Below are 10,916 nucleotides of genomic sequence, written 5' to 3'. Positions count from 1 at the left end.
GTGCAGTCGCCGAGCAGCCGGCCATAACGATCACGCTGCCAGCCGGTACAAGAGACGGGCTTGCCGGCGATCAGGCGAACGAGCGACTGACGCGCAAGCGTGCCGCAGGAATAGTCCGCGCCGTTCTTGCGGCAGGTCTGCGTATATTCCGGAGCATCGATGCCGCGCATGCGGATACGCTCGGTGCCAAGCGTGATCGAATCGCCGTCGTTGATGATTGCCACGCCTTGCGTCTTGCGTGTCTCCACCCGGTCGAGGCGGGCCGCCAGCAGGATCAGCAGTCCGAGGATGATGACGGCAAGCCCGTAATCCACCAGCCGGCGCCACAGGCTTCTGGGGCGCGCAACGTATCGCCGGCGCGGCCTCGGCGACCATGAACGGCTCATATGGCAAACGGTTGGTTAATCATTCGAACGTAGCTTAACACTTGGAAACCGCTGCTCGCATAAATTGAAGTTTTGATGCCCTTGCAACGCTCGAACACAGCGGACAAGTTCATTGTGGACCGCAGGAAACGCCATCGCAACAGCGATGTCGCGCGCGCGGTGCGCAAGACGCGTGACCGTCTTTCGCAGCAGGCCGGCAATCCCGATTTCGATCGCGAACTGCTGAAGCTGCATGCCCGAGCGATGACAAGCGGCGCCATCGCCATCCCGCTTCTCGTGCTGGCGATTGCCGCGGGTGGCCGGCTGGCCGGAATCGGCAATGAGATCGGGCTTTGGGCGCTGTTCACGCTAACCTGCTACACTATCGTTGCCTTCATGGCGCGGCGCATCGAGCGCACTGAAGCTTCCGAGCTCAACCCTTTGCAAGCACGGCGGGAATTCCTGATCGGCCATTTCCTGTGCGGTCTCGGCTGGGCTTGGTTCGTGTGGCTTGGCTGCAGCGTCTGCGAGGTCGATCCGTTCCACATCGTCAAGGCCGTGGTGCTGTTGTTCGCCATGGCGGCGACCGCGGTGATGACCTCGTCTCTGCGGGGCGCGCTGCTGGCGACCTTTGCCGTTCCCGTGGCGCTCTACGCCTATGCCGGCGCCAAGCTATGGATGCCGGTCGAGGCGATCATGGCCGCGCTGCTGGTCGTGTCGCTGCCGTTCTTCGCCTATGTGGCCCGTCATCTCAACCACTCGTCCCTGATGATGCTGTCGTTCCGCTCCGAAAAGGATGCGCTGATCGCCGAACTGGAGACGGCGAAATCGATGTCGGACGAAGCGCGGCGGCGGGCCGAGGACGCCAATCTGGCGAAATCGCGGTTCCTCGCCTCGATGAGCCACGAATTGCGCACGCCGCTCAACGCCATTCTCGGTTTTTCCGAGGTGATGTCGAACGAGGTGCTGGGACCGATGAGCAATCCCACCTATCGTGACTACGCCCATGACGTGCACGAATCCGGCCAGCATCTGCTCGACCTGATCAACGAGATTCTCGACCTGTCACGCATCGAGGCCGGCCGCTACCAGCTCAATGAAGAGCCGGTGATGCTGCTTGGTATCGTCGAGGACTGCTGTCACATGATGGAGTTGAGGGCGCGCAACAAGGATATCCGTGTCGTCCAGGATTTCGAGCACGAGCTGCCTCGGCTGTTCGCCGATGAACGGGCCGTGCGGCAGATCACGCTCAACCTTCTGTCGAACGCGATAAAATTCACCGCCACCGGCGGCGAAATCCGTGTCCGTGTCGGTTGGACGGCGGGCGGCGGACAATACATTTCGATCAAGGACAATGGCCCGGGCATACCGGAAGACGAGATCCCGATCGTGCTTTCCGCCTTCGGCCAGGGCTCCATCGCCATCAAGAGCGCCGAGCAAGGCACCGGGCTTGGCCTGCCGATCGTGCAAGGGCTGCTCGCAATGCATGGCGGCGAGTTCGAACTTCATTCCAAGCTGCGCGAAGGCACCGAGGCGATCGCCATCTTCCCGCTGAGCCGGGTGATGGAGGAATTGCCAGCACTGCCGACAGCAGCGGTGGCGGCTCGACGGCGGTAATACCTCAAGCCCTAACCGCGTACCGCCGCAGCCATGCCCGAACTGGTCAGCGCGGCGGCCTTGACCAGACCCGCGGCAAGGGCGGCCCCTGCCCCTTCGCCATGGCTGATGCCCAGATCAAGCAACGGGCGCAAGCCGAGCCGTTGGGCGGCGCGTGCATGCGCGGGTTCCGGCGACAGGCTGGCCAGCAGGCAATGGTCGAGCGCGGCGGGATTGACGCCATGCAGTACCGCTGCGGCTGCCGTCGCCGCCAATCCGTCGAGCAGCACCGGGATCTTCTGCATCCGCGCGGCCAGAATGGCACCGGCGATCGCCGCGAATTCCCGGCCGCCGACCCGGCGCAGCGCCTCGAGCGGGTCGCCGAGATGGCCGCCATGAAAAGCCAGCGCCGCATCGACCACGTCCGCCTTGCGTGCCTGCATCGCCGTATCGGCGCCTGACCCCGGGCCGGCCCAGTCGGCGCCCCCGCCCCCGAACAGCGCCGCAAACAAGGCTGCGGCGACGGTGGAGTTGCCGACGCCGAGATCACCAAGGCACAAGAGATCGGTACCGCCCGCTATCGCTTCCATGCCAAAGGCCATGGTGGCGGCACAGCCGCGCTCATCCAGTGCGGCACGACAGGTGATGTCGGCGGTCGGGATGTGCAGGGCAAGATCGAAAACCTTAAGCCCGAGATCGTAGGCAATGCAGATCTGGTTGATCGCGGCACCTCCGGCGGCGCAAAGTTCGACCGCGTTGGCGGTCGCCGCCACCGGCCGTGGCGAAATGCCGTGGCGCGTGACGCCGTGATTGCCGGCAAAGACCGCCATCAGCGGTCTTGTCACCGCGGGCGGAGCCCGCCCGCTCCAGGCGGCCAGCCAGGCGGCGATGTCCTCGATGCGGCCAAGCGAATTGCCCGGTTCGGCCTTGGCAAACAGCGTGCGCACGCGGGTCTCGGCTGCCGTGTCGGCCGCCGGCAGATTGGCCAACAGGTTGCGAAAATCGTCGAAAGGCAGTGCGCTGGTCATCTTGTTATCGATCATTCCCTGGATTTGGTAAGCGGCATAGCCGCCTTGCGGGGTTGGCACAACCTCTGGGATGATGGGCCTGCATTTGCCGCAAAGCCGGCCCCGAAGGGCGCAATCGCGAGGGCTTGCATTGGCTTTGCCGTTGCACCATGTGGAGGTGGAACAAGGGATTGCGGATGGAAGCCCAAGAGAAAGTCATGACGGCCATCGAATCCCCGTGCATCCTGGTCTGTTCGATCGACATGAAAACCGGCTTCTGTTTCGGGTGCGGCCGCACGCGCGAGGAAATCGGCGCCTGGATCGGGATGACGCCGGAAACGCGCCGCAGCGTCATGGCTGAATTGCCGGCCCGGCTGGAAACGGTCGAGCGCCGGCCGCGCCGGGAAACGCGCCGCACCCGCATGGCGCGCGAACGCGACGCGCTGTCGTGAGGTGCGGATGAGCCGGTTGTTCTGGATATTGATGGCCGCGATCGGGGTGGGGGCAGTCCTGCTCATGCTCAACGATTCCGCCGGCAGCACCCTCGGCGTGGAGAACAACGATTTCAGCCGGCTGATCTGGCTCGGCGCCTTTGGCGCCCTTATCGGCGCCGGCCTGCTTCGCTCGGGCCGACCCCTGGGCGCCATGGCCCGCAACTTAGGCGCCTGGGCGGCCATCGCGCTCGCGCTGATCGCCGGCTATCAGTACCGCTATGAGCTGCAGGATGTCGCCAGCCGGGTGACCGCGGGCCTTGTTCCCGGCAGTCCGCTGGCCCTGGGTATCGAAGACGGTCACGCCACCGTAACGCTCGACAAGGCGGACAACGGCCATTTCGAAGCGCGCATCCTGGTCAACGGCAACCCGGTCCGGGCCGTGGTGGATACCGGCGCGACCAGCACCGTGCTGACGTCCGAAGACGCACAAGCCGCCGGATTCAATCCAGCGGCGCTCAACTACACCATACCGGTTTCGACCGCCAACGGCATGGCACGCGCCGCGGCCGTGAAAACCGATCAGATTGCGATCGGCGGCATCACGCGCAGGGATATGTCGGTGATGATCGCCGCACCCGGCATGCTCAGCCAGAGCCTGCTCGGCATGAACTTCATCGGTTCATTGTCGGGTTTTGACGTGCGCGGCGACCGCATGATCCTCAGGGACTGATCCCGGAATCTCAAGCCGCTTCGGCTGCCGCTCCGCCGAGTTCGACGGCCGCGAAAGCCGCCTTCAGCACGTCCGGGCCGGCGCCGGGTTTTGTCGCGTCGGTGGACAGGATCTGCCGGTAGCGGCGCGCGCCGGGCAAGCCATGGAACAGTCCGACCATGTGGCGGGTGACATGTCCAAGCCGCCCACCCAGCTCGATATGACGTGCCGCATAGTCCGCCATCGTATCGATCAGCGCGGCGAAATCGAAGGGCTCGGACTGGACGCCGTAGAAAGCGGCATCGACGCCAGCCAGAATGCCGGGCGTGTGGTAGGCGGCGCGGCCAAGCATGGCGCCGTCGACATGGCCGAGATGCGCCAACGCCTCTTTGATCGTCTGAATGCCGCCATTGATGCCAATGAATTCGTTAGGTTTTCTAGCCTTCAGCCGATAGACCCTGTTGTAGTCGAGCGGCGGGATGTCACGGTTTTCCTTGGGGCTCAGCCCTTCCAGCCACGCCTTGCGTGCATGCACCCACAATGCGTCGGCGCCGGCGTCGAAAACTCCATCCGCCAACGCATCGAGGGCCGGCTCCGGATCCTGCTCGTCGACGCCGATGCGGCATTTGACGGTCACGGGAATTGTCACCGCCGCCTTCATCGCCGCGACACAGCCGGCAACGAGGTCCGGCACCTTCATCAGGCAGGCGCCGAACGTGCCCGACTGGACGCGGTCTGACGGACAGCCGACATTGAGGTTGATCTCGTCATAGCCAAAGGCCTCGCCGATGCGCGCCGCCTCGGCAAGTTTTTCGCGATCCGAGCCGCCGAGCTGCAGCGCGACCGGATGTTCTGACGCATCGAAGCCGAGCAGCCGCTCGCGTGCGCCATGGATGACGGCGTCGGCCACCACCATCTCGGTGTAAAGCAGCGCATGGCTCGACAGCTGGCGGTGGAAGAACCGGCAATGCCGGTCCGTCCAGTCCATCATCGGGGCCACGGCCATTCTATCATCTTGATTTCTCAGCATTTTTTCTTTAACATCAAATCCTTAGAACCTGACGAGTGCACACGAATTTACGCCAGAATACGACCCTTTTCGCCACGTTTCGATCTCTCAGTGCACACGGAGCGCACACGAAAAAATGGCCACCTACACAAAACTCCCGTCCGGTTCCTGGCGTGTCCAAGTCCGTCGCAAAGGTCGCTACGTCAGCGAGACCTTCCTGCGCCGAGACGACGCCCGGCGTTGGGCCACCGAAACCGAGCGCCAGGTCGATCGAGGTGAGACGCCGACCAAGTCCCGCGTAGCGCGCCTGAAGACCTTCGGCGAACTCATCGACCTTCATATCGACGACATGTGCGATGTAGGCAAGTCCCCTCTCCGCTCCAAGGCCGCGACACTCGACATGCTGCGAAGACATCTTGGCAAGTGCAATATGGCGGCTCTCGATCGCGAGCGGCTCATTCGTTTCGGCCGCGATCGCGCCGCCCAAGGCGCCGGACCGGTGACTCTCGGCATCGACATCGGCCTGATAAAACTCATCCTGTCCCACGCTGCTGCGGTGCACGGCCTGCCGGTCAAAGTCGAACCGGTGGATCTCGCGCGTATCGCCCTAAAGCGGCTTGGTCTTATTGGCAAAGGGCATGAGCGCGACAGGCGGCCTACCCAGGATGAGTTGGACAGGCTGATCGCCCACTTCGATGCAAACCCTCGTCAGATTGCACCGGTTAGCCAGATCATACGTTTCGCCGTCGCAACCGCGATGCGCCAGGAGGAAATCTGCAAAGCACGTTGGTCCGATCTGGAAACGCGCACGCGGATGCTTCTGATCCGTGACCGGAAAGACCCTCGGCACAAGAAGGGCAACAATCAGCGCATACCGCTGTTCGCGGTAACTGGATACGATGCGTGGGCCATCGTTGAGGAGCAGCGCGCAAAGCGCAGCAATGACGATGATCGAATTTTCCCGTTCAACCATAGGTCAGTCGGCACCGCTTTCCGTCGAGGATGCGTTGACTTGGGCATCCACGACCTTCACTTTCACGACTTGCGGCATGAAGGAACAAGCCGCCTCTTCGAAGCTGGATTCAAGATCGAACAGGTAGCTCTGGTCACGGGCCACAAGGATTGGAAGATGTTGCGGCGGTATACGCATCTCAAGCCCGAAATGCTTCACACTATCCAAGCAGCGAGGACAGCGTAGTTGGCGCAAGTGGCGGTATCAGCCCGCACTCTCGGGGGAGCCGAACGCCGCCAATGAATGATCGCGGCTACGTTCGTGCTGCCACGCCATTTCGCACCGTTCAGAAACAGGCGGGGTGCAAGGGTTGATGCAACCAACACTGGTTCAAATCCGGCCCGGGGAGCCACTTAATTCAGAAAGTCTTGGAACCCAAGGACTACCCCAGAGATACACCGCGACCGAACAACAAGCCCTGAAGGCTTACCCCAAAGTTCATGCTCGGGCAGAGCAGCAGTTGCGCCTTTGGTCGCGGCCGCAGGATGCGCCAACCTAGGCAGCTTGGCTGGCACCCCACCTTGACCGACTTTGAGCACCATAGGCTGAGCCGCGCACGGCTTCGCGCGCTCAGTCTCGACTCCGAATGGACCGGTCCAGAGGACGAGGATGATAGCTCGGGAAGTGATCGCTGAGCAGATTGCTGAGAAACATTCGGTGGATGACCGAGGCAATCCCGTCGGGATAGAGGCGGCGGACCGCGCCTTCATCCACGCCCTTGTCCTTGATCAAGGTCAACAGTGCCCTGCCCCGACCTTGGAGGATGCCAGGAGGTTGTACCTTAAAGAGAAGGTTGGCACTGACGAAACAAAGAAGACGGAGCTTGAGCGTTGACCTAGGCACCCCTGAAGTTCTTCTCCCAGCGTGTGGCCTAGGGGGATCAGGTACTCAGTTGTCCAGCTCATACGCAGCGAGGAGCATCCCTTCCTCGATAGCAGCCAGCCTGAAGCACCTCCTGGCCTCCTGGGCTGTCGCCTTGCCCTCGATAGTGGCCACGCAGCACTTCACCGCACGTCGCCAGTGGGGACCCTTGTTGGTCCACCTGATGAGATGCTCGGCCGCTGCCTCGACGTTGTTGACGTTGGAGATCATGCCAGACCGCTCACCCTTAACGGGGACCGGAGGGTTGAACCAGTGGATGGCCATCAGGTGAACCTCCCCTAGGAAAGCCTGCTCTTCAGGTCCTCGGCATTCAGTAGGTCGACCAGATCGTCGGCATATTCTCTGTTAAGGCCAACGGCTGTCATACCATCAGGCCGAAATGGCTGCCCGGTGAACACGTCGAACACCGTCCAGGTCCCGTCTGGGTCTCGCCTCAGGTCATACCGCTGCTCTAAAATAAGATTTAGGGTTCGTTTATGAGCCCCTTCAACCCTCAGGATCGTAGAGAAGCGTCCCTTCCTCGATACCAGCCTCTATGAACGCCCTGCGAGCCACGTGTGGGGGTAATTTGCCATCAATTGAGGCCAAGCAGGCACCGCCAGATACCATTTCGGGCCTCTTTTGGTCCACTGAACGAGTTGTTCCCTTGCCGCTTGAACGTCGCTGATGTTGTGCCGGACATCACCCTCGATGGTGGTCTTTACTGTGACCGGAGGATGAACCGACCGAGGGGCATCAGGCTTCACGCACGTCAAAGGGAACGCAGCCCCCGCTTCGGCACCGTTGCAATGGTCGCCTTTACGGAGACTACGTTCCCCTCTTGAAAACCCCTTTGGACGTCGCTTACCAGTTCCCTAGCGGTGCGCTGCGCAGGCCAACCAGACGCTTCAGCATCCATCCCACCCCCATCGAGACAGAAGGCCCAATCAAGCGATCCTCTCGCGCGTTTCTTTAAAAAATCAAGAACTGGAAGCGTACAAAGCGTCAAGTTAGCTCGCGGCTGACCCGTCAGGCGAATCGCCCGTAGGAGAGCCTGCTCTTCAGATCGTTGGCGTTCAGGAGAATCACCAAGTCAGTCGCGTAGGTGACGCCCAGGCCGACCGCCGGGAGACCTTCGGGCTCGGCTGGTTTGCCGGTGTGTCGGTCGACCACCGACCATCCCTTCGGGTCCCTCTTTAGTTCGTACCTTGGTTCCATGGGGCGATACGTTGTGCGTCTTATCCAGTTCGTCAAGCTTGGACCGCTGCTCCTCGGATAGATCCGGGTCTTCAGGGAGTTTCAGCAGTTGAAAGATGTACCGGCGCAGCGTCTCAGAAGTGATCCAATTCCGAATGAGACGCGATATAGCCTGCTGTTGCTCGGTAGACAGTTCTTGCATGGTCGGCCGGCACGGTTAGCACAAAGCCCAACCCTCAGTGACCTTAATGGTTCCCCGGATTGGACTGCCTGAAATCGGCTATTTTAGTTCCAAAGATTGCGCGAGTTCGTCACCGCGCAGTCCAGCCTTGTAACTTGCGATCAAAATCTCCGCAGCCGTCATGGCCTCACGCTTTGACGGCATACTGCAATCATTGCACCACTCGCCAATACCTTGGCGGTTCTCGCAAGGATACTGGCCACATAAGTGTCAGTTGCATCGGCAACTCAGGTTCAACCGCCAAACCGAAGGCCCTCCGAACCTGACGACGGTTGTCCTCGTTTCGGATCAGTTCCTGAAGAGAGTCGGCGACGGTCTTGTTGCCGGCTTTGTCGCGCTTCGCAAGGTAGCCCCCCTAAGTCCTGGCGCCTATAACTTATTGTTGGACAAATGGATCCATTGCGGGTCGGAATTGCGATCCGCTGATATGATAGGCTAAACAACGGGCGCTGGTCTAATCGTGCAGGTCGAAGAGGACGGCTTTCCCAGTCTGCGCAGCGATTTGGACCACCTTTTCACATAGTGGGTTGTCGTGGCCGAGTTCGTCCAGCTCGCCCTCTAGGTCGGGGCGCTTCGTTCGGATGAATGCGAGGGCCTTCTTAAGGGAGACGATTTTGCCCTGAATAGCCTGGTCTATGGCTTCTTGTATGACGTCGTCGGACTTCGACAGGCGTTCCATCCGCGATACCTCCCAATGGCATATTGGGAGAAACTGCTGAAAAACCAAATCACATTATGGAGTGGAATATTTGATAGATTTCTGCGCGGGTGATCGGATAATTGCCCGCGCGCCGGCCGTCATTGATCCGCGCCCGCGTGGGACCTGATGCGCGCTCTGGGTTTGCTGCTCGCCATTCTCGACCGTGTATTCATGCATCCCCCCTCTCGGCAATCGGAACCAAAGCTGAAAATGATGGTTTGCTAATGGAAGGGATGAAAACCGAGGATGCCGAGCTATGACAGTGCTGTTCGAACCGCTCAACTCTGACGGGCATCTGCGCGGTTTGATGTACCACGACGCGCGACTGCAGATGCTCCACGATCGCGTCATTAACCGCATGGAGCGGGTTGATCACCTGGCAAACGAAGTTGAGCAGGCGGCGGCGACTCTGGTGGATGCAACTCGCAGTTCCACCGTCCACGCGTTCCCTGACGACCCACTCAGCAATTCGTCGGCGGCTTTCCTTTCATCTGGAAGCCGGGCAACTATCGGTCTGTGAAATCTGCCGCTCTTTCCCAGAGACCCTCAAGGGAAGCGACGCGGCTCACCGAGTCGTGCCGGCTAACAATCCAGACAGGAACTAAAGTGTGCAAACGTTGTTTATTGACCGAAGGGCATCTTACTTCCTTGGAGAGTTGAACATGAAAACCACCCTGATTCTGGGCGCGCTGGCACTTTGCTTGGCCGCGCCTTCCATTGCCTCGGCAGATGCGATCGTTCTCACCACGAACCAGCACCGCCATCACCATCGTGCGGACGCTGTCGTCATCAATGAGGACGGAGCTCGCCTCCATCATCGCCGTCATGGCACCGAAGCCTTTTACGACAACGGCAATCGCCATCATTGGCGCAGACATCATCGTCCCGATACCATCATCATTAAGCGTTCGGACGACCGGCCGATGCACCGCCGGCATCGTCACGTCGTGATCGAGAACAACGACTACTAATCCCGGCTCCGGACCCGGCTCTCAGATTGGAGCCGGGTCACGCGGCGCTGCCTCCGGGCCGCTGACCCTGTCCAGATCGCAGCCAAAGCTGGCGCTGATCGGCGTTGTAGAACTCGCGAAGTTCGCGGTTGATGGTGCCCCTCTCAAAGCCTGCGCGCCGCATCTGCCCGCCCAGGATCGCAACGATCTACTTCCAGCAATTCGTGGCAGCGGCGCCCCGCTTTGCCGAAAGCACGTTACTAAATCGGCATGCCGCAGCATTTGCCGGGGCCTTGGACTGATCTCTCCAGTCCTGGCGTGACGAGGTTGAAGCCGCGCCGGTTCTCCGCTGCCTTCGCCACGTAAGTCGACATAACAGCGGACATCTCCCGCAAACAGGCCAGGTTTCAGCTGTTCGCTGGACGAATGCCGGCACGCCGAGCGTCGCGTGGCCACTGCAGACCGTGTGTTACCAGAAGTGCGGCAGTTCCGTTGCCGGTCCTTGGCAGCGTCATCGAGTTGGCGCTGGCGAAGCCGTTTCAGCAGTTTCACGCGATCCCGCAATCACCTGTAGGGTGTGATCCACATCCGGGCGAAATGCGTGGACTCCGACCATTCAATTGTGCTGCAACTGGAAAGCGGCTTCGATAACCGCCCGAGCGACTCTTCGCCGATGATGATCGGATAGCTTCGGGCTTGGCGCACCGTTCCAGATCGGGAAAACATTCCCCATGCGCTCGACATCGCCGGGATGGGCAAATTCGAAACGCCGCACCATGTCCGGGATTGTCGTCTTGACGAAAACGCGCCCACACATGAGATCACCAGCCTGCCG

General features: G+C 61.0%; 13 protein-coding genes and 1 pseudogene. 6 read left to right on the top strand and 8 right to left on the bottom strand.

Translation table 11 applies throughout. The annotated features are described in order from the left end of the window. On the bottom strand, positions 1 to 386 hold a 386-nt coding region (locus EN932_RS18670), incomplete at its 3' end, for a thermonuclease family protein (RefSeq protein ID WP_164890532.1). A gap of 75 nt (positions 387 to 461) precedes the next feature. On the opposite strand from EN932_RS18670, the gene EN932_RS18665 reads away from it, so the two are divergent. Continuing rightward, complete coding sequence (locus EN932_RS18665; RefSeq protein ID WP_024503313.1) at positions 462 to 1,982, top strand: HAMP domain-containing sensor histidine kinase; 1,521 nt, start codon at positions 462 to 464, stop codon at positions 1,980 to 1,982. An 11-nt stretch (positions 1,983 to 1,993) separates the two neighbouring features. On the opposite strand, the gene EN932_RS18660 is transcribed toward EN932_RS18665, so the two are convergent. Further along, positions 1,994 to 2,989 carry a nicotinate-nucleotide--dimethylbenzimidazole phosphoribosyltransferase gene (locus EN932_RS18660; RefSeq protein ID WP_128368972.1) on the bottom strand — a complete coding sequence of 332 codons (996 nt, stop codon included), beginning with the start codon at positions 2,987 to 2,989 and terminating at the stop codon, positions 1,994 to 1,996. A 197-nt stretch (positions 2,990 to 3,186) separates the two neighbouring features. Between EN932_RS18660 and EN932_RS18655 the strand changes: the two genes are divergently transcribed. Together EN932_RS18655 and EN932_RS18650 are read left to right on the top strand one after the other, a co-directional pair. Further along, complete coding sequence (locus EN932_RS18655) at positions 3,187 to 3,420, top strand: DUF1289 domain-containing protein (RefSeq protein WP_024503316.1); 234 nt, start codon at positions 3,187 to 3,189, stop codon at positions 3,418 to 3,420. A gap of 7 nt (positions 3,421 to 3,427) precedes the next feature. Beyond that, on the top strand, positions 3,428 to 4,132 hold the full coding sequence (locus EN932_RS18650) for a TIGR02281 family clan AA aspartic protease (RefSeq protein ID WP_013531717.1): 705 nt from the start codon (positions 3,428 to 3,430) through the stop codon (positions 4,130 to 4,132). Between the two features lie 10 nt (positions 4,133 to 4,142). Here the strand turns inward: EN932_RS18650 and dusA are convergent, their stop codons facing one another. Further along, on the bottom strand, positions 4,143 to 5,141 hold the full coding sequence (gene dusA, locus EN932_RS18645; RefSeq protein ID WP_128337824.1) for a tRNA dihydrouridine(20/20a) synthase DusA: 999 nt from the start codon (positions 5,139 to 5,141) through the stop codon (positions 4,143 to 4,145). Between the two features lie 115 nt (positions 5,142 to 5,256). Here dusA and EN932_RS18640 point away from each other — a divergent pair, with 115 nt between their 5' ends. After that, the gene (locus EN932_RS18640; protein WP_128368971.1) at positions 5,257 to 6,318 is read left to right on the top strand and encodes a site-specific integrase; all 1,062 of its coding nucleotides are present in this window, start codon (positions 5,257 to 5,259) and stop codon (positions 6,316 to 6,318) included. A 384-nt stretch (positions 6,319 to 6,702) separates the two neighbouring features. On the opposite strand, the gene EN932_RS38010 is transcribed toward EN932_RS18640, so the two are convergent. The 4 genes from EN932_RS38010 to EN932_RS18615 all read right to left on the bottom strand — a co-directional run bounded on the left by EN932_RS38010 (position 6,703) and on the right by EN932_RS18615 (position 9,110). Further along, the gene (locus EN932_RS38010) at positions 6,703 to 6,870 is read right to left on the bottom strand and encodes a hypothetical protein (protein WP_164755309.1); all 168 of its coding nucleotides are present in this window, start codon (positions 6,868 to 6,870) and stop codon (positions 6,703 to 6,705) included. 150 nt (positions 6,871 to 7,020) lie between these two features. Continuing rightward, positions 7,021 to 7,278, bottom strand: coding sequence for a DUF982 domain-containing protein (locus tag EN932_RS18635; protein ID WP_128368970.1), 258 nt, complete (start codon positions 7,276 to 7,278; stop codon positions 7,021 to 7,023). A gap of 14 nt (positions 7,279 to 7,292) precedes the next feature. After that, positions 7,293 to 7,472 (bottom strand): hypothetical protein, encoded by a 180-nt coding sequence (locus EN932_RS38950; protein ID WP_128368973.1) that lies wholly within the window; start codon positions 7,470 to 7,472, stop codon positions 7,293 to 7,295. 1,413 nt (positions 7,473 to 8,885) lie between these two features. Then, a complete protein-coding gene (locus tag EN932_RS18615) occupies positions 8,886 to 9,110 on the bottom strand; it encodes a hypothetical protein (RefSeq protein ID WP_128368968.1) in 225 nt (74 codons plus the stop codon). 277 nt (positions 9,111 to 9,387) lie between these two features. Between EN932_RS18615 and EN932_RS18610 the strand changes: the two genes are divergently transcribed. Together EN932_RS18610 and EN932_RS18605 are read left to right on the top strand one after the other, a co-directional pair. Beyond that, entirely contained in the window at positions 9,388 to 9,651 is a 264-nt protein-coding gene (locus EN932_RS18610) for a hypothetical protein (protein ID WP_128337819.1), read from the top strand. A gap of 142 nt (positions 9,652 to 9,793) precedes the next feature. Beyond that, a complete protein-coding gene (locus EN932_RS18605) occupies positions 9,794 to 10,102 on the top strand; it encodes a hypothetical protein (protein ID WP_127366490.1) in 309 nt (102 codons plus the stop codon). Positions 10,103 to 10,697: 595 nt separating this feature from the next. Here the strand turns inward: EN932_RS18605 and EN932_RS18600 are convergent. Next, a pseudogene (locus EN932_RS18600) lies at positions 10,698 to 10,916 on the bottom strand (hypothetical protein); the annotation flags it as partial.

Origin of the sequence: Mesorhizobium sp. M7A.F.Ca.US.002.01.1.1, assembly GCF_004022955.1 — a bacterium.
GTDB lineage: Bacteria > Pseudomonadota > Alphaproteobacteria > Rhizobiales > Rhizobiaceae > Mesorhizobium > Mesorhizobium ciceri.
The sequence above is the reverse complement of the archived record's forward strand: the minus strand, read 5'-3'. Positions and strand labels throughout refer to the sequence as shown.